Origin of the sequence: Bacillus cereus group sp. BfR-BA-01382 (assembly GCF_022663475.1) — a bacterium.
Taxonomy (GTDB): Bacteria; Bacillota; Bacilli; order Bacillales; family Bacillaceae_G; genus Bacillus_A; species Bacillus_A thuringiensis_S.
This window is the reverse complement of the sequence record NZ_JAKUFQ010000043.1, coordinates 16,334-38,025: the sequence shown is the minus strand read 5'-3', so window position 1 is coordinate 38,025 and position 21,692 is coordinate 16,334. Positions and strand designations below refer to the sequence as shown.

The window sequence follows — 21,692 nt, the reverse complement described above, 5'->3', positions numbered from 1 at the left end:
ATGTAGTATGTCCTTACACACTCTGAAAAACAAATTTAGTTTTCTCTTTTATTATAAATGATATCGAAATGGTTAACCAAATATACATCCGACATTTTAATATAAAAAAACCTCCCTTTTAGGAAGGCTCTTCTACATTTTTAAATAAACTCACTAATAACGCTTTTTGAGCATGCAATCGATTACCAGCTTGCTCGAAGACGATAGACTGTGGTCCATCTATAATTTCTCCTGTTACTTCTTCTTCACGATGGGCAGGTAAACAGTGTAAGAAACGATATGTTTGTTTCGCATGCTTAACAAGTTCGTTATTGATTTGGTAAGGTTGAAATAAAGAATATTTCTCTTCTTCGCCCTCTTGCCCCATGCTCATCCAAACGTCAGTATAAATGAAATCTGCTTCATTCACCGCTAATTCAGGATCATGCAAAACTTCAATTTCAGCTCCTGTTTCCTTGGCAATCGCTAACGCTTTTTTTACAATCTCTTCATTCGGTTCATATCCTACAGGCGTTGCAACAGTCATATGCATTCCGACTTTTGCACTCGCTAGCAACAATGAATGACATACATTATTTCCGTCACCTACGTAAGCCAATTTTATTCCTTTAAATGTATTTGTTTCTTCATATATTGTCATTAGGTCTGCCAATGCTTGACAAGGATGATGATCATCCGTTAAACCGTTAATAACAGGAATACTAGATTCTTTTGCAAGCTCTTCTACATCCGCGTGTGAGAATGTACGTATCATGATCCCGTCAATATACTGCGATAATACTTTCGCAGTATCTGAAACGGTTTCTCCTCTTCCCATTTGCATCTCTTTCCCACTTAAAAACATACCATGTCCCCCGAGTTGTACCATTCCCGCTTCAAAAGATACACGAGTACGAGTTGAATGCTTATCAAAAATAAGCCCTAATATTTTGCCTTGTAATAAAGGCTCTTGCTTATTCTTTTTTAAATATATAGCGAACTCAATTAAAGAAATAATTTCTTCTTTCGTTAATTCTTCTAGTGTTAAAAGATCTTTCGTATTTAATTTCGGTACTTGTAAAGTTGACATGAAACTTCCCCCTTATATGATTGATACGTTTTTTGTACAAACTACTTTTTTTATTATATATACTGCCTGTTCTAACTCTTCATTCGTGACAATGAGTGGCGGTAATAGTCTTATAACATTAGGGCCTGCTTGTAATACGAGAAGTCCTTCGTTTTCTAGTTGTTCTATAAAACTTGCAACTTCATGCTTACACTCAATCCCAATCATAAGCCCCTTACCACGTATATTTTGAATACATTCGACATGCTGTAATTCCTCTTGCAACTTCTCTAATACATACTCGCCTTTTTCTTGTACTTCTTTTAAAAACAATGGTCTTTTACTTACTTGCAATACTTCTTTCGCTGCAGCCATCGCGATGTAATTCCCGCCAAAAGTTGAACCGTGTGATCCTGCAGTAAACGACGTTCCGAGCTCTTTCCGGCCAATCATTGCTCCGACAGGAATCCCATTCCCAAGTGCTTTTGCAACGGTAACGATATCAGGCTCTATTCGCACTTGTTCATAAGCGAATAGTGTTCCAGTTCTTCCTATCCCCGTTTGTACTTCGTCTATAATAAATAAGGAACCGAACTTATTACATAATGTTTCAATCTCTTTCAAAAAAGATAGATCAGCAGGTATTACTCCTCCCTCTCCTTGAACTACTTCTACCATTACCGCCGCAACTTCTTCATTCATTACTTCCTCTAATGCTTTAATATCGTTAAAAGGGATATGTAAAAAAGATGGAAGTAACGGACCAAATCCTTCTTTTACCTTATCTTGGCCTGTTGCACTCATCGTTCCAAATGTTCTACCGTGAAAAGACTGCTGGCATGTTACGACGAGAGATTTTCCAGTATGCTTACGTGCTAACTTTAAAGCCGCTTCATTTGCCTCTGCCCCACTATTACAGAAAAACACATAATCTAATGCTCTATTTTCTGTTAATAATGACGCAACTTCTTCTTGTAAGCTGTTTGTAAACAGGTTAGATATATGCCATATATCATCAAGTTGCTCTTGTACACCTTTGAGAACAGTAGGGTGACAATGTCCTAAATTACATACGCCAATTCCTGATGTAAAATCTAAATATTGCTTACCTTTATTATCAATAACTTTCGTTCCAGTTCCCTTTACAAACTCAATAGTTCTTCTGCCATACGTTTGAAAAAGATGACTCGTCATGCAATACTCACACCTTTCGTTACCGTCGTTCCAATACACTCTCCCGTAACCTCAGTAAAATCTTTTGTACCATTCACAATACTTATCTTTTGCACTCCCATTTTTAATGATGCTAGTGCCGCCTGTACTTTCGGAATCATCCCACCTGTAATAACACCTGTTTCTATAAAAGTTGCAATTTCAGATTCATCCGTTTCCTTTACCAAATTCCCTTCATGTAATATTCCATCTACATCCGTAATAAAAATCAGCTCTTTTGCCCCTAACGCGGCCGCAATCCCAGCTGCAGCATTGTCCGCATTTATGTTATAAATTTCATTACCATTTACCCCGATTGGAGCAATAACAGGAATATATCCCATATTTATTAATCCTTTTAATAAGGCTGTTTCTACATAACTTACTTCTCCCACATATCCTATCTCCTCGCTGACAGGTTGAACTTGAAGTAAATTACCGTCACACCCTGAACAACCTACAGCAAGTAAATTATGCTTTTGTAAATTCATTACGAGTTTTTTATTCGTACTTCCGCATAGCACCATTTGAACAACATCCATAACTTCTTTTGGTGTTACGCGTAATCCATCTCTTTTTTCTACGTTGATGTTACAATCTTTTAATTTGGCATCAATTTCTGGCCCACCACCATGAATAATCACCACTTTATACTTCTGTTGCAATTTCTTTATACAATCAAAAAACACAGCATTTAATTGATTCAACATACTACCGCCGCATTTCACTACAATATAATCGCTCATCTTCTCTCTCCTTATGTACGATAACAAGCATTTATTTTCACATATTCATAGCTTAAGTCACAGCCCCAAGCTGATCCTGTCTCTTCACCTAAGTGTAAGTACACATTAATGACTATTTCATCTTCTTGTAATCTCTCTTTCATTTCTTCTTCAGAAAATATTTGAGGCTCACTATTTTTTAATACCGATATAGATTGAAGAGTAATGTCAATTGTGTTCGGATGAATAGCTACTTCACTTTGTCCAATACTGCTAATAATTCGCCCCCAGTTTGGGTCTTCACCATGTATTGCTGTTTTCACAAGACTCGAACCGACTATTTGCTTTGCAATTTTTTTTGCCTCTTCATTCGTTTGAGCTCCTAGCACATTTACTTCTATTAACTTCGTAGCTCCTTCACCATCTTGCGCAATTTTTTTCGCTAAATCTTCACATACTTGCTGTAAAGCACATACGAAAGTTTCCCAATCTGTATGTTCCATATTTATCGGCCTTGTTTCTGATAATCCACTTGCCATAACGATGACCATATCATTCGTAGAAGTATCTCCATCTACCGTAATTTGATTAAATGTATGATTCGTAATTTCGGATAACGCTGTTTGCAATACGTCATGCTCTATATGAGCATCTGTCGTAATAAAACTAAGCATCGTTGCCATATTCGGATGAATCATCCCTGAACCTTTTGCAACACCCGCAATCGCCACTTTCTTCCCATCAATAATCATTTCATAGCAAGTTTCTTTCATTATAAGATCCGTCGTTAAAATTGCTTCAGAAAAACAATATGCTTCACTTTCTTCCTTCGTCGGTATAAGAGTTGCAACTCCCTTTCGGATTATATCCATCGGCAGTGGAACACCAATTACACCTGTTGAAGCTACTGCAACGTAATTTTCTTTCATCCCAAAATGTTCCGCCCCTAATGCGCGCATCTCGTATGCGTCTTGTAATCCTTTCATTCCAGTACAAGCATTTGCATTTCCACTATTAACGATAATTGCTTGTAACTTCCCTTCTGCCGTTATACTATCCTTCGTTACTTGTAAAGGAGCTGCTTGTATTTGATTCGTTGTATACACAGCGGCACATGATGCTGGTACATCACAAACGATGGCACCTAAATCCTTTTTCTCCTTTTTTAAACCATTTGCAGTACCAATTGCCGAAAAGCCTTTCGGCGTTACAATTGAACCATTTTCTAATTTTGTAATAGACGCTACTTTAATCATCATGTCCCCCTTATACATAAAGCGGCATATGTTGTAAACCTGTTGTCTCTTCTAGTCCCGCTATTATGTTTGCATTTTGAATCGCTTGCCCAGCCGCGCCTTTCATCATATTGTCTATAACAGAAACGACCGTAACTCTTTCAGCTCTTTCATCGTAAGCTATGCCAATATCACAATAATTTGAGCCTCTCACTTCTTTTGGACTTGGAAATTTCCCTTGCGTACAAATTCGGATGAAAGGCGATTGTTCATACGTTTCTTCATACAATTTTTGAAGTTGCTTTATTTCCATCTTTTGTTTTACTTTTGCATAAAGTGTAATCATGATTCCTCGAGATATCGGTATTAAATGTGTGCTAAATGTAATTGGCTGTGATCCACTATTCCATTCTGTAAGCATTTGCTCAATCTCTGGAACGTGCTGATGCTCATTCACTTTATAAATGTGCAAGTTATCATATAGCTCAGGAAAGTGAGTCATTGTTGTTGGTGTTTTACCTGCTCCTGATACCCCTGATTTCGCATCAATAATAATCGAATCTTCTTCAATCATGCCGCTACGTACTAACGGCGCTATCGCTAGCAATGTGGCTGTAGCAAAACATCCTGGGTTTGCAATTAAACTTGCCTTTTGAATCCCAGTCCTTTTCCATTCACTTAACCCATACACTGCTTTTCTAAGAATTTCTTCTTTCGCTGCTGGCCTTTTATACCACAGTTCATATGACGAAGGATCTATCATACGAAAGTCTCCAGATAGGTCAATTACTTTTAAACCTTCTGCTAATAACTTGGGAGTTAACTCCGCCGATACTCCTGCTGGGGTTGCTAGAAATACGATTTCTGCTTCTTTTCCTATCGTCTCCACATCAATTTCTTGTAACGTATGAAAAAGGACATTTCGAAGATGCGGATATACATTTGTTATACACTCACCAACTTGTGAAAAAGAATGGAGAGATGCTATCGAAAAATATGGATGTTGTTCTAATAAACGAATTAACTCAATGCCCCCATATCCAGTGGCTCCAATAATTGCGACTTTCATAAGTTCCTCCTCATATCGATTCTTTAAATTAAGTATGATTATAATATTGTATATTTATAGAGTCAATTAAATATTTATAAATTTTTAAATCTAAAAAAACTTAATTTTATTAGAAAAATAATATACTCAACCGAATTTTTATACAAAAATAGTGCATAGTAGTTTTTTTATTTCACTTCAAGTACAATAAAACAATACATACGTACATACAGGCGGGGAAAAATATGAACGAAAAATTAATTGAGAAAATGATTATAAAAAGTTTTCAACAATATCAATGCAGTCCAATATCAAAAGAAGATCAGGAAATGCTAGTGAAACATATTCAAACGGTGACTCATTCAAATATTGAAATTGATTTATACGAGGAAATTGAGGATATTGTTTATGATTATGTAACTGGAAAACAATAAAAAATAGGAGATTTCCATATGGAAATCTCCTATTTTTTACTTAATGATTTACCTGCTACATGTTCAAATAAACCTGGGAATAAAGCATAAAGTTTCGGGCCAATTCCCATCCACTTCGGTAAGTTTACTTCACGTTTTTTCGTGTGCATCGACTTTACGATTTGTTCTGCTACGTATGTTGGTTTTAACATGTAACGTCCCATATTCTTTACATATGTACCAGATTGATCCGCTATTTCAAAAAAGTTTGTATCTATCGGACCTGGATTAATTGCTGTAACATAAATATCTGTATTGGCTAATTCCATGCGTAAACTATTCGTAAATCCTAATACGGCATGTTTCGTTGCTGCATAAGCACTCGATTTCGGAGTTGCAATTTTTCCAGCAAGTGAAGCAATATTAATAATATGTCCTTCATTCTTGTTTACCATATAAGGTAGTACCGCTTTCGTACATGCTACTAATCCAAATACATTTACTTGGAACATATCTTTTACTTCACCCATTGACGCATCTTCAAACGTTTTAAAAATACCAAATCCCGCATTGTTTACTAATATATCAATACGTCCCACTTCTTGTAATACCTTTGAAAAAACAGACTGTACTTCCATCTCATCACTTACATCTAATACATAATAATAGCAAGGCGTATTATAAGTTTCTTTAATTTTGTCTACTAACGCTTGTAGTTTCTCTTCTGTTCGAGCCATTAATACTGGAGTCGCTCCCTGTGCTGCAACTTGCATTGCAACTTGCTCACCAATCCCACTAGAAGCACCTGTAATGACGATTACTTTATTTTGTAAACGTCCTGTCATTGCTGTCACCTACTTTGCATAATAAATCAATTGTTGCGATGACTCATCAATCATCACTTGTTGATTATATGCTAAATAGTCCAATTGTCCAACCGTTTCTGAAATAGTAAGTGGTAATTGTTCTTTATATAATACCGGAAATAGTTTTACACATACTTCAAATGCTGTCATTGGTTTTTCCTTTAATAACTCAAGTACTTTAAAAGCACGTGTTTCTTGCTTTTGTAATCTCGTTTCAATAAGTTGTTTCACATTTAGAACATCTTCCCCATGCCCTGATAAAATGCGTGAAATATTCATTTCGCTTAAACGCTGTAATGTTTGATTATATTGTAGTAATGGGCGTGCCCGTTCTGTTTGCCCTTCATATGGTGGTTCTAGTATTGGATTCGAAGAAATATGACTAATGAGAGCATCTCCACCAATTAATATTCCATCAGATTCTCTATATAAAGAAATATGAGTAGAAGCATGGCCTGGTGTTTCAAGCACTGTAAATCCAGGCAAAGAATTAATACGATCTCCTTCTCTCACAGTATGCGTTAACGATCTATTACAAGAATATTTAAGTGTCCTCGTCGTCAATAACGACTCGTCTTTCAAAAATGCTGCTGGCACACCAAACTGTAAGGCCGTCTCTCTAAAAAATTCATGATACCGCTTTAAAAATTCTGGATTTTGTGTGATCCAAGGCTCATTCCAAGGATGTCCAATAATATTCGTCTTCTCAGAAAATATATTTAAAAGTCCACAATGATCTGCATGATGATGCGTAATGACTACTGTTTCAATATCTTCTATCGTATATCCTAATGCACCTAATTGACTTTCTAACGCATTCCTTGCCTCTTCTGTATTCGTCCCTGTATCAATTAATGTTAATGTCTCCCCCTCAACTAAAAACACATTCACAGTTTCCACTGCAAATGGTACAGGAATCTCCATTCGGTGAATCGCCGTCATGCTTAGCCCCCCTGTCTCTTTCCGGTTCAAAAATGAATACTTCTTCAGTTTACAACTTCTATATATATTTGTCATTATTTTCAGATAAAAAGAGGTGTTTCCTATAAGAAAACGAATGTATGTACATTTATAAGAATTTCTAACCAAAATTAAAGGAGGAACATCATGTCTATTCAAAACATTTCCTTTCTCGGTGCAGGCTCTATTGCTGAAGCTATTATTGGTGGCTTGTTACATGCAAATGTTGTTAAAGGTGAACAAATTACTGTAAGTAATCGTTCTAACGAGACGAGATTACAAGAGCTACATAAAAAATACGGTGTCAAAGGTACTCATAATAAAAAAGAATTACTTACTGATGCAAATATTCTTTTTCTAGCAATGAAACCAAAGGATGTTGCAGAGGCGCTTACCCCTTTTAAAGAATACATAAATAATAACGTGCTTATTATTTCATTACTAGCAGGTGTTTCTACTCACTCAATTAGAAAACTACTTCAAAAAGACGTTCCAATTATTCGTGCAATGCCAAATACATCCGCAGCCATTCTAAAATCAGCTACCGCTATCTCCCCTTCAAAACATGCAACAGCGGAACATATTCGCACTGCAACATCTTTATTTGAAACGATCGGTCTCGTCTCTGTTGTAGAGGAAGATGATATGCATGCTGTCACTGCATTATCCGGAAGTGGACCTGCTTATATTTATTACGTAGTGGAAGCTATGGAAGAAGCTGCAAAAAAAATTGGTTTAAAAGAAGATGTTGCAAAATCACTTATTCTTCAAACGATGATTGGTGCTGCTGAAATGCTAAAAGCAAGTGACAAGCACCCTTCTATTTTGCGAAAGGAAATTACTTCTCCTGGTGGAACTACCGAAGCAGGTATTGAAGTATTACAAGAACATGAATTTCAACAAGCACTTATTTCTTGTATTACACAGGCAACGGAACGATCACATAATCTTGGAAAAACATTAGAACAACTAACAAAAGAAAAATAGAAAAAGGAGCTCAAATAAACTTGAGCTCCTTTTTCTATTTTTACACTTAGTTATTGTTCTTCCCAAAAATCTCTTCTTGCAGGCGACGACCAGTCGGCGTTGCTGCAAGTCCACCTTCTGCTGTTTCACGAAGTGCTACTGGCATCGTTTGTCCAATTCTAAACATTGCCTCAATTACTTCATCACATGGAATTGTACTCGTTACACCAGCTAATGCTAAATCTGCTGAAATCATCGCATTCGCAGCTCCTGCTGCATTACGTTTTACACAAGGCACTTCTACAAGTCCTGCAACAGGATCGCACACTAAACCAAGCATGTTCTTTAATGAAATTGCCATCGCTGTAGCTGCTTGATCTTGTGTTCCACCAGCCATCTCAACTGCAGCTGCAGCCGCCATTCCACTTGCTGAACCAACTTCAGCTTGGCATCCTCCTGCCGCACCAGAAATACAAGCATTATTCGCAACAACCATACCGAAAGCTCCTGCTGTAAATAAGAACTCAATCATTTCTTCACGTGTAGGCTGCAATTTTTCTCTTAGTGCAAATAGTACACCTGGCACTGTTCCAGCAGACCCTGCTGTTGGTGTTGCACAAATAATTCCCATCGCTGCGTTTACTTCATTTGTTGCAACAGCTTTGCTTACTGCATCCAAAATCGTATCTCCAGATAAGCCTTTTCCACTCTTCATATACGCTTGAACTTTTACAGCATCTCCACCAGTTAAACCAGTTGGTGATTTCACGCCGCGAATACCACGTTCTACTGCTTGTTCCATCACGACTAAGTTCTTTTCCATACCAGCAATTACTTCTTCACGTGAAATACGTCTTGTTTCCATTTCACATTGAATCATAATTTCTGCGATTTTTACATTTTGTTCTTTAGCTTGCGCCACTAGTTCCGCTGCGTTCCGAAACATGGTGTGTCCCCCCTGCAATTAATCCATAATAGTTACTTGACAAATATTTTGTTGCGCTTTTATTTCTTCAATCACTTCATCTGCTAATAATTCATCTGTTTCAATAACCATAAGCGCTCTTCTTCCTTTTTCTTTACGAGAAACACTCATTGTACTAATGTTAATCTCGTGTGTAGCAAGGATTGAAGCCACCGCTGCAATAGCACCAAAGCGATCGTTATTTACAATAAGTAGTGCTGGACTTGTGCCTGATAATTGAAGATCGAATCCGTTTAATTCTACAACTTCAATTTTACCGCCACCAATTGAGCAAGCAACAACTTCAATTTCTTCTTCACCTTTATACAAACGAATTCTTGCTGTATTTGGGTGAGGTGCATTGGCATCTTCTTCAATGAATTCCACTTCAATTCCGCGCTCTTTTGCTATTTCTAGCGCCTCTGGAATACGTAAGTCATCTGTTTCAAATCCCAATATTCCACCGATTAGTGCTACATCGGTACCATGCCCTCGATACGTCTTTGCAAATGATCCATATAACGAAATGCTTACTCTTTCTGGTTCATGACGAAACAGCTGGCGAGCAACTTGCCCCATTCTTGCCGCGCCTGCTGTATGTGAACTTGATGGTCCAATCATAACTGGACCGATAATATCAAATACTGAGCGATACTTCATCATAACTCCCCCTAAACCTCTATGAAAAAAATTTATTCTACTATTCTATTAAGCTGCTACATCTGTCGCTTTTCCAGTTGTACCACGAATTTGTTCTGCTGTATGAATTGGATAATTTTTGAATAAAAGTAATCCAATATAACCTGAAATAATACCAGTTATCATAATACATAAGAATCTTAGTATTATTTTCATTAAAAAAATGATATAAGATAATCCACAATAAAGTCTGGTAGCAATCCAAAGTTTAACACAGAAGCCATTGCAAGCATAGCATAAACAAGTGATATCTTTCCTATTATAATTCTCATGTTACTCTCTCATGGTTTAGTCAACTTCACTTGTTACGATAATAACTAAAAAGCATGTGACTTATCATAAATTATAATCTGCCCTCATTATAGCTTGTTTTTTATAAAACGCTTACTTTTGTTGAATTTTAAAAGTTCTGAATAAAAGTCCATTCCTGCTATTTGTATCACTTGTATGTCATCTGACTTATATAACAGTTTTTCTAAATAATCATTATTTCGTATTTTTATCGTATATATTCAAACCATTCTAATTTTCTGTATCATCCAAGTATAAGCATAAAATAATAACAGTTTTATTTTTAAATTTTTTTAGACATAAAAAAATGGTAACCCATCGTTACCATTTTTTACAAAATTATCATTTTTCTACTGGGAATGATTTCAAATCTGTCGCTATTTCTGTATTAGAAAACAACTCTCTTGCCTCTTTCAATAATTCCTTATATGTATCTCCTTGATAGCGAGAACTAATGTGAGTTAAGATTAATCGCTTCGCATTTGCCTGAAGTGCAATGCTCGCAGCTTGCTTAGATGTGGAATGAAAATAATCATGCGCTTGTTGCTCATCTTCTGCTGCGAAAGTCGCTTCATGGACAAGTACATCTGCATCTTGCGCAAGCTCCCTACTCGCTTCGCAATATCGCGTATCACCTAAGATAGTAATAATTCTTCCTTTTTGAGGTGGGCCGATAAACTCATTTCCATTTAATATCGTGCCATCCTCTAATTCAACTACTTCTCCATCTTTTAAACGTTTAAAGATTGGACCTGGTTTCACACCCATCTCAAGCAATTTATCAACTAAAAGAGCACCTTGTATATCTTTCTCTACAATACGATATCCAAAACATTCTATACCGTGTGACAATCTTTTCGTTTCTACATAAAATTCATTATCTTCAAATACGGTACCTTCTTCTGTTATCTCCACAACTTCAAGTGGATATTTCACATGTGTCGTACTTACCGATAATGCCACTTCAATAAATTGTTTAATTCCTTTCGGTCCATACACCGTTAAAGGCGTAGTTCCTCCTTGAAATGAACGGCTACCTAATAAACCAGGCAATCCAAAAATATGATCGCCATGTAAATGCGTAATAAATATTTTTTCAATGCGGCGCGGACGTACCGATGTATGTAATATTTGATGTTGCGTGGCCTCGCCACAATCAAATAACCAAGTCTGTCCTCGTTCTTCTAACAATTGTAAAGCAATTGCTGAAACGTTCCTTCCTTTTGAAGGAACACCTGCACCAGTTCCTAAAAATACAAATTCCACTTTCTTTCCTCCAGCTCTAAATATACTCTATCTCTCATCTTACGGAATGTTATTTCAAATGGCAAATCGAATTTACATAACCAATCATCTAGACAACTATATAACACGAACGTTATACTTAAAAAATTTACCAATCGTTCGTGTTTTGTGGTAAAATAATTATACTACATTTTAAGGGAGCGTTTTATTATGAAAGAAGTATTTCGTTTACAAACTGATTTTTCATCTTCATTTGATCGCTGGGTAAGTTCTTTCGTGTCTGATCACCCAGCACAATTAGAATGGACAACTTTAAAGGAATTAATCCATGAATATACAACATCACATACAAATGATACGTTACCAGCATATATTTCTTCAGCTTTAACATATTACGCCCAACGCGTTTCAACTACAAACAGTTCAGAGATTGTTATTTTTGAAAACCCTACAATCTCGTAATCTATAATAAAAAAGCACTGGTTACAGTGCTTTTTTATTTATACTTATTTAACAAATGATCATATTCCGTCCAAAAGTCGGTATACATACTTCGCTCAAGCTCATTTAAAATTATCTTTTCACTTGATTTATTAAATAATTCTTTTGCTTGTAGTGCAAAAGAAACAATTTGTTTTCTATATTCATTTTCATTCAATTCTATATGAAGCCCTTCATAGTATATAGCCTTTTGATCAGTAGAAATAACTTTGACAAAATCCTTTAAAACCACATTTTCACCTATATGGTTTATAGTCCAATGAATTGAAATTGGGCATCCTAACATGAGCATAGTGCCACATCCGTGCAAAATAAGCCCCTCTTCATTTTCAATATCACAAATATATTCTTTATCTAAAGTTCGTAACAGAGCTAAAGCTGATTCACTTATTCCCCATTCCTCATCCATACCTGTCCGCGTAATAATCGTTCCATCCACATTTAAATAAATTTCCCCGTGAGAACATAAATCTTCCTGCTCATTAAACAACCACTTTTGATTCTCAATATTTATAATAAAATTTTGTGGTACCATTACAAATTCCCCTTTTATAAAAATATTTATTTTCCACATTATTTATAATTAATATCATGTATTTCATCCCATATATCTATTATAAATCCATTTAATATTTTAAAAACACAGATAAAAAAGATATTGACACTACGATTTTACAGTGCTAACATTCAACATGTAATTGAATATGGTCTCTGTTAGGTGAGGCTCCTGTATAGAGAAACGCTGCTGCCCAAAAATGTCGAGAGACGCCAATGGGTCAACAGGAAAGGTCGGAATGAAGGCCTTTTTTAACGTAGCTGGTTTCAGTACCTATGCTATACAGTGCTAAAACTCAACGAGGGAGAGGTGCATGTATTTTGTCATACACAAAAACTGTTTTTATTTATGTCTACTAGCAGTCTTTGTTGTGGACTCTTTTAACTGCGAATTCAGACCTTTACTCGTTTTGAGTAAAGGTCTTTTTACGTCTATATGCACCTTACTATGAAACAAACATAGCATATTCAGAAACTACTAAATTGTACGGAGGTGAGGAACAGTTGGCAATTGATGATTCGGCCCAGATACCCATACGTTTTACATTCATATTTCATCATGTAGGTAGGAAAGAAACTGTTCCTCACCATTTCAAATAGTTAGTTAGGTAACAGATTGTTTCCTCCTTCATGACAGAGGAGGAACTACCGATGTTTAATTTACAAAGACAAGAAACAAAGCATGCTTATGAGCAAGATAGCATGAAAACAAATAACGAATTATTAGTGGAGGTTGCAACACAAGATGTAATCTCTGCGTTAAAACTTCTAGAAACAACACAAGATGGATTATCTAAACAAGAAGTGGCTCGTAGACTTTCTTTATACGGTCCGAACGAAATAGCTCATAATAAAATGGCGCCGTGGTACATTCAATTTCTGCTGGCATTTAAAAATCCATTTATTTTCGTTTTATTAGCTCTTGGGGCACTCTCCTTTTTCACAGATGACATACAAGGAACAATTGTCGTATCTGCAATGGTACTACTTAGTGCAACGATTCGGTTTTCCCAAGAATTTCGTTCTCAAAAAGCTGCCGATAATTTAAAGGCTATGGTTCGAACAACTGCGAGCGTATTTAGAATAAATGGATTTGTACATGAAACAAAAAATGTAACGAATTTAAATCGAAATTACACAACAGAAATTCCAATTGAAGAGCTTGTACCTGGCGATATTATTTCCCTTTCAGCTGGTGATATCGTTCCAGCTGATGTGCGTGTTGTATCCGCTAAAGATTTATTTGTTAATCAATCTTCTTTGACAGGGGAAGCACTTCCTATAGAAAAATACGAACACTGCTACCATACAGAAAATAAGCATATCTTACCGAAAAACATGAAAAAAAATTACAATCCACTCGATATGGAAAACCTTTGCTTCATGGGAACAAATATTGTAAGTGGTAGCGCAAAAGCTGTTGTCATCTCAACAAGTACCGATACGTATTTCGGCTCTTTAGCAAATAAGGTAATCGGAAAGCGTGTAGAAACAAGCTTTGATAAAGGTGTAAACAAAGTAAGCTGGCTCTTAATTACATTCATGCTTATTATGGCGCCTATCGTCCTTCTCATTAACGGATTCACAAAGGGAGATTGGCAAGAAGCTTTCTTCTTCGCTATTGCCGTTGCTGTTGGTCTTACACCTGAAATGTTACCAATGATTGTAACTGCTAATTTAGCTAAAGGTGCCGTTAACATGTCTAAACAAAAAGTAATTGTAAAACAGCTAAATTCTATTCAAAACTTAGGTGCTATGAACATTCTTTGTACAGATAAAACCGGAACTTTAACAGAAGATAAAGTTGTCCTTGTTCGTCACTTAGATTCTAATGGAAATAAATGCAATCGTGTCTTGCAATTTGCCTATTTAAATAGTTTCTATCAAACTGGATTGAAAAACTTAATAGATAAAGCTGTTATTAAGCATACAGAGGAAAACAATACATTTGACCCATCAGCTTTTCAAAAGCTAGATGAAATTCCATTCGATTTCGCCCGCCGGCGTATGTCAGTCATCGTAAAAGATATTTCAGGTGAACATACAATGGTTTGTAAAGGTGCCGTAGAAGAAATTTTATCAATTTGCAACTACACTGAAGTGGATAAAAAAATCGTTACACTCACTGAGGAAATGCGCTCAAATGTCAAAAAACTAAGCGAGACATTGAATAGTGAAGGTATGCGGGTTATTGCTGTGGCTTATAAAAAAGATAGAAACATAAATGATAAAGAGTACGCAGTAAAAGACGAAACTGATATGATTCTCGCTGGATATATCGGCTTTTTAGATCCACCGAAACCATCTGCAGCAGCTGCAATTCAAGCATTACAAAAGCATGGTGTACAAGTAAAAATTTTAACTGGCGATAACGAAATTGTTACACGAAAAGTTTGTAAAGAAGTTGGATTAGATATCGGCGAACCAATCCTCGGTTACGAGATTGATTCTTTACCAGATAAAGCATTAGCAAAACTTGCTGAAGAAACGACTGTATTTGCGAAGCTTAATCCAATGCAAAAATCTCGCATTATACACGCATTACAAGGAAACAGACACACTGTAGGTTACATGGGAGACGGCATTAACGATGCTGTAGCATTACGTGAAGCTGATGTCGGAATATCTGTTGATACTGCTACTGATATTGCGAAAGAAGCTTCTGATATTATTCTACTCGAAAAAAGTTTAACTATATTAGAAGCCGGGATTGTAGAAGGACGTACTACATTCGGAAATATTTTAAAATATATTAAGATGACAGCTAGCTCTAACTTCGGTAATGTGTTTAGCGTGTTAGTAGCGAGTGCTTTCATTCCTTTTTTACCGATGCTTGCCATTCACCTTTTAATTCAAAACTTACTTTATGATATTTCACAACTTTCTATTCCATGGGACAAAATGGATAAAGAGTTTCTAGAAAAACCCCGAAAATGGGATACTGCAAACTTACGAAACTTCATTATTTGTATCGGCCCAATTAGTTCCATATTTGATATTATCACATACGTAGTCATGTGGAATGTATTTGGCGCAAATACACCGAGCGAGCAATCATTATTCCAGTCCGGTTGGTTTGTGGTTGGATTGTTAACTCAAACTTTAATTGTTCACATGATACGAACACAGAAGATTCCATTTATTCAAAGCACTGCATCAACACCCGTCGTTTTATTAACCGCTCTTATTATGGCAATCGGGATTTATATTCCATTCTCACCACTTGGTGCAGCCGTTGGTTTACAAGCATTGCCACTTAGCTACTTCCCTTGGTTAGTAGGAATACTATTAGGCTACGCTTTTTTAACACAATTCCTGAAAAAGCTTTATATTAAAAAGTTTCATAGCTGGTTGTAAAAATAAGAATGAGTGGGTATTCCCCGCTCATTCTAAAAGACATAACACATATTTATATATGGAGGTGACCATGATGGTATGGTACGACATTATATTCAGATTAGTTATAGCAATTATTGTAGGAGCTTGCATCGGAATGGAAAGACAATGGAGACATCGAATGGCTGGGTTACGGACAAATGCTCTCGTATCACTTGGTGCCTGTATATTTGTTTTATTATCCGTCATGCTTGATCATGATGCTAGCCCATCCCGCATTGCTGCTCAAGTCGTTAGTGGCATTAGTTTTTTAGGGGGTGGCGTTATTATCCGCGATGGTTTTAGTATTAGAGGGCTAAATACGGCAGCTACTTTATGGTGTGCAGCTGCTGTCGGTACTCTTACAGGCGCCGGTTTCCTCGTTGCAGCTATATTAGGTGCAGCCGGCGTGTTACTAGCAAATATACTTCTTCGCCCAATTGCTCTTTTTATGAATAAAAAATCAAAAGAAGAATCACCTGAACAAACGAACTACTTACTTTCCCTTACTTGTTCAGAAGAAACTGAAGCACATATTCGTTTTTTACTTATGCATATGGTAAGTACAGAAGGGCTCAGTTTAAAAGAGTTGTATAGTGAAGATGTAGATTCTAATCAAAAAGTTTGTATACAGGCTATATTACATTGCAAGACAAATGCAGCTATCTTAATTGAAAAAATAGTAAGTAGAATGCTATTAGAATCTGGCGTTACTGGAGCTGGATGGAAGACTTCTTTAGATTTAGAAGCGAGTTAAATAGGAAAGGTGTCATGATTTTTACTACTTCATGACACCTTCTACATAAATTTATTTTCTAACTTTTGTTGAAACGACTTCTCTTGCTTACGTAGTAGTTGACTACCTCGTTGTAAAAGCAGTGTTCCATACTTATCATTAATTTGATCAATGACAGCAAGTAGCGGTTCTTTTTTTGCATCCTCTTCAAATGAAAACAAATCTAATTGTTTCACCGATTCTGTCTTCCACTCTATTTCAGTAGCTGTAACACCTAGTAAACGAACGGAATCACCATCCCAATGTTGCTTCCATAAACGGGATGCTGCTTGAAAAATATCGCGTTCTTCCCAAATCGCATTTTTCAATTGCTTACTCCGTGTTACTGTTCGCCTATCATGGTATTTAATCATAATTTGAATATTATAGCTGACAAGGGTTCGCTTTTGTAACCTTTTACTCACTGACTTTGATAAACGTTCTAACATATCAAGTAATTCTTTCTCTTCATCCATATCCTTTGAAAAAGTCATCGAGTTACCGACACTTTTATGCTGTCCCATTTGACTCGGATCCACTTCCCTATCATCCATACCTTTTGCACGCCTTTGCAAATCAACACCGTGCTTGCCAATTTTAGCGCGAATGATATGCTCGTCTCCCTTTGCCAACTGTTCAATTGTCTGTATATGAATATCATTTAATTTTTCAGCTGTTTTCTCACCAATTCCATGCATTGCTCCAACTGGACGTGGCCAAATCAGTTCTGGAATATCGCGTTTTCGAAGCACGGTAATACCAAGTGGTTTTTTCATATCTGAAGCGGTCTTTGCTAGGAAAAGATTTGGAGCGATTCCAATACTACACGGAAGCTGCAACTCTGTTAATAGTGCTTGTTGAATCATCTTTGCTATTTCAAGAGGAGAACCAAGTGCGTAGCAATCTGTAATATCTAAATATCCTTCATCTATTGAGACTGGTTGTATCTTTTCTGTAAAACGGGAAAGGACTTGAAACATTTGAAATGAAGCTTCGCGATATAATGTGAAATTAGGACGCCTTACAACTAATTGCGGGCATAACCTTTTCGCTTCCCAAAGGGGCATCGTCGTACGTATTCCGTATTCTCTCGCCTCATAACTACATGTTATGATAATTCCTTTTCTCTCTTTTTCATTTCCAGCAACCGCTAATGGCTTTCCTTGTAATGATGGATCATGAGCAATTTCAACAGATGCGAAAAAGCAATTCATATCTACATGTAAAATTACATGACCATTTTTCGGATACATTTCTCGCATAGTACTCACTCCCTAATCAGAACGTTCGTTCTTTTATTATATCAAATTTTGCACAATAGTTATAATAATTACTTGTTCTTTTTTATAATCGATATAAAGAGGATATATATGTGAAAGGGGCTGATTATGATGAAATCAACTAATAAAGTGAAACTTTAATCAGTGGGGGGTTATTCATCCCCCACTGATTATTAGCCCTCACCAATTGGACTTTTACAAGCAGCCCGATCCCCACCTAACTTCTTTGCTTTCGCTGAATTTTGAGGTGGGGGGCTTACTGCCCGGCAAATGGCGGGCCAAACTCAACTATACATTCCTTGTAGTTATATTAATCATTGCAATTAATTATTTACTACTTCCGATTTTCAATATGAATACGTTAGGATTATTCCCTCGTCTAGTACATATAGCAACAACGTATATACTTCCATAGTTTTTCTTATATTGGCTTATACGTCTTGTCAAAGCAATCGAGTCAAAATAAAAAGCGTGTAAATCACAATTGATTTACACGCTTTTTCTATTCCATTACTTCGCTACTTCTTCAATAATTGCAACAACTAATTCTGCTGTTTTTGCTAACTCTTCAACAGGAATTTTCTCGTTTGTTGTATGAATTTCTTCATAACCAACTGCCAAGTTAACTGTTGGAATACCGTGTCCTGCAATTACGTTTGCATCACTTCCGCCACCACTTTGGTGAAGAGAAGGTGTACGACCAATTTTTTCAGCTGCACGTTTTGCAACTTCTACAACGTGATCGCCATCAGCAAATTTAAATCCTGGGTACATAACGTTTACTTCAACGTCTGCATGACCGCCCATTTCTTTTGCAGTTGTTTCAAATGCTTCTTTCATTTTCGCAACTTGTGCTTCCATTTTCTCATTGATTAACGAACGAGCTTCTGCAAAGATTTGTACATGATCGCAAACGATATTCGTTTGTGTACCACCTTCAAAACGTCCAATATTTGCAGTCGTTTCAGAGTCAATGCGACCAAGTGGCATCTTCGCAATTGCTTTCGCTGCGATAGTAATTGCAGATACACCTTTCTCCGGCGCTACACCAGCGTGAGCTGTTTTCCCGCGAATAATTGCGTTCACTTTCGCTTGTGTTGGAGCTGCAACAACGATTTCACCAACTTTTCCATCGCTATCTAATGCGTAGCCATATTTCGCTGTAATACGCTCACGATCTAAAGCTTTTGCACCAACAAGACCTGATTCTTCTCCGACTGTAATAATAAATTCAATTTTACCGTGAGGGATATTTTTCTCTTTTAAAACACGGATTGCTTCGAACATTGATGCTAATCCAGCTTTATCATCCGCACCTAAAATTGTTGTACCATCTGATACGATATATCCATCTTTAATAGAAGGCTTAATTCCATTACCAGGAACTACTGTATCCATATGAGAAGTAAAGTAAATTGTATCAACACCATCTTTTGTTGCTGGTAAAGTACAAATTAAGTTGCCTGCACCATGACCAGTTACAGCCATTGTGTCATCTTCAAATACTTCTACACCTAAATCTGTAAATTTCTTCGTTAATACTTTGCAGATTTCTGCTTCAAATTTCGTTTCAGAATCTACTTGTACTAATTCCATAAATTCATTTACTAAACGTTCTTGATTAATCATAAGACTGCGCCTCCTGCACTACCATTATGTATGTAACACTACTAATTATAACAGAATTTCGCAAAAGTTTCGAAATACAAGACAAAAAACAGATGGTTTACATGTCTAGATAACCATCTGCTTTCTATTACTCATTTAACAATACCCAGCGCATATGATCCTCCCACACGCCATTTACCATTAACATCTTCCTAGACACGCCTTCATATTGAAAACCTATCTTCGTCACCACTTGTATAGATGCTAAATTACGAGGCATAATCGGAGCTTCTATACGATGTAACTGAAATTCCTCAAAAGCAACTTGAATTGCTTTTCTAAGTGCTTCTGTCGTATACCCTTTGTTTAACTCTGCTTTATCTAATTTATAACCGAGTACACAAGATTGATAAATGCCACGAACGATTAAATTAAATGAAATACACCCAATTATTTTTGTATCATCACCCTTTTTAAAAATCCATAGTCTGATGATTTTCCCGTCTTCGAACTCTTTTCTATCCTTTTGCAACTTTTTCTTTTGATAATCTAGCGTAAAAAAATCATCCGGTCTATACTCTTCCCAAGCTTTTAAAAATTCACGATTTCTGTCGTAATATTGAAGAACTGTTTCAGCATACGACTCATCTATTTCCCTTAAGTATAAACGATCTGTTTCGTATATTTTCATCATCGTATCTCCATTCTTCAGCTTGCCCAACTAAAAATTAACAATATATCCTTGTAACTATATTCTCTATACACACTCAAATTTCCTGTTATATTTTGCAATCCCCTCCCGAATTTTGTCCTCACTCTCCCCTTGTCCATAATTTCATTTCTCGTTACAATGAAATTGTACTGATTTGCAAGGAGGTATAACGATGCATAAAAAAGCTCAAAAAATTATGGTTTATGTGATGCTAATTTCTATGCTTGTAACAACATTACTTGCTGGCGCGAGTATGTTTTGGTAAAAAGGGCGATGTGTTTGTCCTTTTTTTACTTTTTACACATGAAAAAATAAACCATCTCGACATCGAGATGGTTTATTTTATATAAAACACAATCGCTACAATACTAAAGGAAAATGACATTACAAGTGCTATTACAAAACTTGTATATTGTTTCTGCTGAAATGCTCCAATAACAAAAGTGAGATTAAGTAATGCCATACATACAATCGCTACAAGATAAGAACATATATTAAAAGTTGCCAATATGAATGTAATAACAAATAGAAATCCCATAAAAAACTGCATATACGAAAGTTTTGGATTCAAGTACATATGAGCAACCCCTTTATCTAATTTTATCTTTCTATACTTTCATTAACGCATGGTTATGTACACATGTCAAGACAACTTATTACAATAGAAAAAGCCAACCTTTTCGTTGGCTTTTTCATATGCAACGGCTCCTTTTTCTTTTGCCAATTGCTGAAATGATTTTTTCGATTTCACAATCCATACTTTCGTTCCAATTGGAATACGATCAAACAAATATTCCACATCGTTTTTCTTCATTCTTATACATCCTTGTGAAATATACTTTCCAATTGAACTCGGTTGGTTTGTTCCATGTATTCCATATTTACTTCCATCAGTTCCTCTTGCATTAAACCCAATCCACCTTGACCCAAGTGGATTTTTTGGCGATCCACCCGGAATATTCTTCGCAATGTAATACGGGTCCTTCGCTTTCATTACAACATCAAAAGTTCCTTCTGGAGTTAATTCATTCGTTTTCCCTGTCGCTACTGGAAAAACTTTTTGAATCTTTCCATCGTCAATGTAAGCTAATTTATTCGTTGCTTTATTTACAATAATAAAAGGATCTCCGGCACGCGGATTATCCCCAAGAGGCCAAAGCGGCGATAAAGAAAGACATAATATGATAGAGAGAAGATACGGCATAGATAATTCC

22 protein-coding genes and 1 riboswitch are annotated in these 21,692 nt (G+C 36.3%); of the genes, 6 read left to right on the top strand and 16 right to left on the bottom strand.

Annotation, left to right across the window (positions count from 1 at the left end):
• Positions 1-118: 118 nt before the first annotated feature.
• Genes argF through argC form a run of 5 tightly spaced genes read right to left on the bottom strand, consistent with a single transcriptional unit; the run spans position 119 to position 5,289 of the window.
• Positions 119-1,069, bottom strand: coding sequence for an ornithine carbamoyltransferase (gene argF, locus MR160_RS17825; protein WP_016098950.1), 951 nt, complete (start codon positions 1,067-1,069; stop codon positions 119-121).
• 12 nt (positions 1,070-1,081) lie between these two features.
• A complete protein-coding gene (locus MR160_RS17820; protein ID WP_000200545.1) occupies positions 1,082-2,242 on the bottom strand; it encodes an acetylornithine transaminase in 1,161 nt (386 codons plus the stop codon).
• Positions 2,239-3,006, bottom strand: a complete 768-nt coding sequence (argB, locus tag MR160_RS17815; RefSeq protein WP_001286790.1) for an acetylglutamate kinase — start codon at positions 3,004-3,006, stop codon at positions 2,239-2,241. Before argB ends, MR160_RS17820 begins: the two co-directional genes overlap by 4 nt.
• Before the next feature lie 11 nt (positions 3,007-3,017).
• The gene (gene argJ, locus MR160_RS17810) at positions 3,018-4,241 is read right to left on the bottom strand and encodes a bifunctional glutamate N-acetyltransferase/amino-acid acetyltransferase ArgJ (protein WP_000598383.1); all 1,224 of its coding nucleotides are present in this window, start codon (positions 4,239-4,241) and stop codon (positions 3,018-3,020) included.
• A 10-nt stretch (positions 4,242-4,251) separates the two neighbouring features.
• Positions 4,252-5,289, bottom strand: a complete 1,038-nt coding sequence (argC, locus tag MR160_RS17805; RefSeq protein ID WP_079245898.1) for an N-acetyl-gamma-glutamyl-phosphate reductase — start codon at positions 5,287-5,289, stop codon at positions 4,252-4,254.
• 224 nt (positions 5,290-5,513) lie between these two features.
• On the opposite strand from argC, the gene MR160_RS17800 reads away from it, so the two are divergent.
• Entirely contained in the window at positions 5,514-5,702 is a 189-nt protein-coding gene (locus tag MR160_RS17800) for a YqzH family protein (protein ID WP_001003222.1), read from the top strand.
• A 29-nt stretch (positions 5,703-5,731) separates the two neighbouring features.
• On the opposite strand, the gene MR160_RS17795 is transcribed toward MR160_RS17800, so the two are convergent.
• Together MR160_RS17795 and MR160_RS17790 are read right to left on the bottom strand one after the other, a co-directional pair.
• Positions 5,732-6,526 (bottom strand): SDR family NAD(P)-dependent oxidoreductase, encoded by a 795-nt coding sequence (locus MR160_RS17795; RefSeq protein ID WP_242297816.1) that lies wholly within the window; start codon positions 6,524-6,526, stop codon positions 5,732-5,734.
• Positions 6,527-6,535: 9 nt separating this feature from the next.
• Positions 6,536-7,489, bottom strand: coding sequence for an MBL fold metallo-hydrolase (locus MR160_RS17790; protein ID WP_000125124.1), 954 nt, complete (start codon positions 7,487-7,489; stop codon positions 6,536-6,538).
• Between the two features lie 165 nt (positions 7,490-7,654).
• On the opposite strand from MR160_RS17790, the gene proI reads away from it, so the two are divergent.
• Positions 7,655-8,494: a pyrroline-5-carboxylate reductase ProI gene (proI, locus tag MR160_RS17785; protein ID WP_000027254.1), complete on the top strand. Its 840-nt coding sequence runs from the start codon at positions 7,655-7,657 to the stop codon at positions 8,492-8,494.
• 46 nt (positions 8,495-8,540) lie between these two features.
• On the opposite strand, the gene sdaAA is transcribed toward proI, so the two are convergent.
• From sdaAA to rnz, 3 genes are all read right to left on the bottom strand, one after another.
• The gene (sdaAA, locus tag MR160_RS17780) at positions 8,541-9,419 is read right to left on the bottom strand and encodes an L-serine ammonia-lyase, iron-sulfur-dependent, subunit alpha (RefSeq protein ID WP_000489454.1); all 879 of its coding nucleotides are present in this window, start codon (positions 9,417-9,419) and stop codon (positions 8,541-8,543) included.
• A gap of 18 nt (positions 9,420-9,437) precedes the next feature.
• Complete coding sequence (gene sdaAB / locus MR160_RS17775; RefSeq protein ID WP_000877451.1) at positions 9,438-10,097, bottom strand: L-serine ammonia-lyase, iron-sulfur-dependent subunit beta; 660 nt, start codon at positions 10,095-10,097, stop codon at positions 9,438-9,440.
• Between the two features lie 672 nt (positions 10,098-10,769).
• Entirely contained in the window at positions 10,770-11,693 is a 924-nt protein-coding gene (gene rnz, locus MR160_RS17770) for a ribonuclease Z (RefSeq protein ID WP_000397454.1), read from the bottom strand.
• 189 nt (positions 11,694-11,882) lie between these two features.
• Between rnz and MR160_RS17765 the strand changes: the two genes are divergently transcribed.
• Positions 11,883-12,134: a DUF3932 family protein gene (locus MR160_RS17765; RefSeq protein ID WP_000665709.1), complete on the top strand. Its 252-nt coding sequence runs from the start codon at positions 11,883-11,885 to the stop codon at positions 12,132-12,134.
• Positions 12,135-12,168: 34 nt separating this feature from the next.
• Here MR160_RS17765 and MR160_RS17760 read toward each other — a convergent pair whose 3' ends face one another.
• Positions 12,169-12,708, bottom strand: coding sequence for a hypothetical protein (locus MR160_RS17760; RefSeq protein WP_000249065.1), 540 nt, complete (start codon positions 12,706-12,708; stop codon positions 12,169-12,171).
• A gap of 168 nt (positions 12,709-12,876) precedes the next feature.
• A riboswitch (M-box (ykoK) riboswitch) is annotated at positions 12,877-13,044 on the top strand.
• A 335-nt stretch (positions 13,045-13,379) separates the two neighbouring features.
• Here MR160_RS17760 and mgtA point away from each other — a divergent pair.
• Positions 13,380-16,085: a magnesium-translocating P-type ATPase gene (gene mgtA, locus MR160_RS17755; protein ID WP_242297814.1), complete on the top strand. Its 2,706-nt coding sequence runs from the start codon at positions 13,380-13,382 to the stop codon at positions 16,083-16,085.
• Between the two features lie 73 nt (positions 16,086-16,158).
• Positions 16,159-16,860: an MgtC/SapB family protein gene (locus MR160_RS17750; protein ID WP_000262340.1), complete on the top strand. Its 702-nt coding sequence runs from the start codon at positions 16,159-16,161 to the stop codon at positions 16,858-16,860.
• A 41-nt stretch (positions 16,861-16,901) separates the two neighbouring features.
• On the opposite strand, the gene MR160_RS17745 is transcribed toward MR160_RS17750, so the two are convergent.
• From MR160_RS17745 to MR160_RS17735, 3 genes are all read right to left on the bottom strand, one after another.
• Positions 16,902-18,140, bottom strand: a complete 1,239-nt coding sequence (locus tag MR160_RS17745; RefSeq protein ID WP_001208844.1) for a DNA polymerase IV — start codon at positions 18,138-18,140, stop codon at positions 16,902-16,904.
• A gap of 528 nt (positions 18,141-18,668) precedes the next feature.
• Positions 18,669-19,787 carry a tripeptidase T gene (locus tag MR160_RS17740; RefSeq protein ID WP_000609803.1) on the bottom strand — a complete coding sequence of 373 codons (1,119 nt, stop codon included), beginning with the start codon at positions 19,785-19,787 and terminating at the stop codon, positions 18,669-18,671.
• A gap of 127 nt (positions 19,788-19,914) precedes the next feature.
• Positions 19,915-20,460, bottom strand: a complete 546-nt coding sequence (locus tag MR160_RS17735; protein WP_014894891.1) for a GNAT family N-acetyltransferase — start codon at positions 20,458-20,460, stop codon at positions 19,915-19,917.
• 190 nt (positions 20,461-20,650) lie between these two features.
• On the opposite strand from MR160_RS17735, the gene prli42 reads away from it, so the two are divergent.
• A complete protein-coding gene (gene prli42, locus MR160_RS17730) occupies positions 20,651-20,743 on the top strand; it encodes a stressosome-associated protein Prli42 (RefSeq protein WP_000549037.1) in 93 nt (30 codons plus the stop codon).
• Between the two features lie 72 nt (positions 20,744-20,815).
• On the opposite strand, the gene MR160_RS17725 is transcribed toward prli42, so the two are convergent.
• Complete coding sequence (locus tag MR160_RS17725) at positions 20,816-21,055, bottom strand: DUF3894 domain-containing protein (protein WP_000281167.1); 240 nt, start codon at positions 21,053-21,055, stop codon at positions 20,816-20,818.
• A 66-nt stretch (positions 21,056-21,121) separates the two neighbouring features.
• Positions 21,122-21,682 carry a L,D-transpeptidase gene (locus MR160_RS17720; RefSeq protein WP_001146571.1) on the bottom strand — a complete coding sequence of 187 codons (561 nt, stop codon included), beginning with the start codon at positions 21,680-21,682 and terminating at the stop codon, positions 21,122-21,124.
• Positions 21,683-21,692: the final 10 nt, after the last annotated feature.

Coding starts and splice junctions, on each gene's coding strand:
- argF (WP_016098950.1), bottom strand. CDS start 1,069: ATGTCAACTTTACAAGTACCGAAATTAAATACGAAAGATCTTTTAACA.
- MR160_RS17820 (WP_000200545.1), bottom strand. CDS start 2,242: ATGACGAGTCATCTTTTTCAAACGTATGGCAGAAGAACTATTGAGTTT.
- argB (WP_001286790.1), bottom strand. CDS start 3,006: ATGAGCGATTATATTGTAGTGAAATGCGGCGGTAGTATGTTGAATCAA.
- argJ (WP_000598383.1), bottom strand. CDS start 4,241: ATGATTAAAGTAGCGTCTATTACAAAATTAGAAAATGGTTCAATTGTA.
- argC (WP_079245898.1), bottom strand. CDS start 5,289: ATGAAAGTCGCAATTATTGGAGCCACTGGATATGGGGGCATTGAGTTA.
- MR160_RS17800 (WP_001003222.1), top strand. CDS start 5,514: ATGAACGAAAAATTAATTGAGAAAATGATTATAAAAAGTTTTCAACAA.
- MR160_RS17795 (WP_242297816.1), bottom strand. CDS start 6,526: ATGACAGGACGTTTACAAAATAAAGTAATCGTCATTACAGGTGCTTCT.
- MR160_RS17790 (WP_000125124.1), bottom strand. CDS start 7,489: ATGACGGCGATTCACCGAATGGAGATTCCTGTACCATTTGCAGTGGAA.
- proI (WP_000027254.1), top strand. CDS start 7,655: ATGTCTATTCAAAACATTTCCTTTCTCGGTGCAGGCTCTATTGCTGAA.
- sdaAA (WP_000489454.1), bottom strand. CDS start 9,419: ATGTTTCGGAACGCAGCGGAACTAGTGGCGCAAGCTAAAGAACAAAAT.
- sdaAB (WP_000877451.1), bottom strand. CDS start 10,097: ATGAAGTATCGCTCAGTATTTGATATTATCGGTCCAGTTATGATTGGA.
- MR160_RS17765 (WP_000665709.1), top strand. CDS start 11,883: ATGAAAGAAGTATTTCGTTTACAAACTGATTTTTCATCTTCATTTGAT.
- MR160_RS17760 (WP_000249065.1), bottom strand. CDS start 12,708: ATGGTACCACAAAATTTTATTATAAATATTGAGAATCAAAAGTGGTTG.
- mgtA (WP_242297814.1), top strand. CDS start 13,380: ATGTTTAATTTACAAAGACAAGAAACAAAGCATGCTTATGAGCAAGAT.
- MR160_RS17750 (WP_000262340.1), top strand. CDS start 16,159: ATGGTATGGTACGACATTATATTCAGATTAGTTATAGCAATTATTGTA.
- MR160_RS17745 (WP_001208844.1), bottom strand. CDS start 18,140: ATGCGAGAAATGTATCCGAAAAATGGTCATGTAATTTTACATGTAGAT.
- MR160_RS17740 (WP_000609803.1), bottom strand. CDS start 19,787: ATGATTAATCAAGAACGTTTAGTAAATGAATTTATGGAATTAGTACAA.
- MR160_RS17735 (WP_014894891.1), bottom strand. CDS start 20,460: ATGATGAAAATATACGAAACAGATCGTTTATACTTAAGGGAAATAGAT.
- prli42 (WP_000549037.1), top strand. CDS start 20,651: ATGCATAAAAAAGCTCAAAAAATTATGGTTTATGTGATGCTAATTTCT.
- MR160_RS17725 (WP_000281167.1), bottom strand. CDS start 21,055: ATGTACTTGAATCCAAAACTTTCGTATATGCAGTTTTTTATGGGATTT.
- MR160_RS17720 (WP_001146571.1), bottom strand. CDS start 21,682: ATGCCGTATCTTCTCTCTATCATATTATGTCTTTCTTTATCGCCGCTT.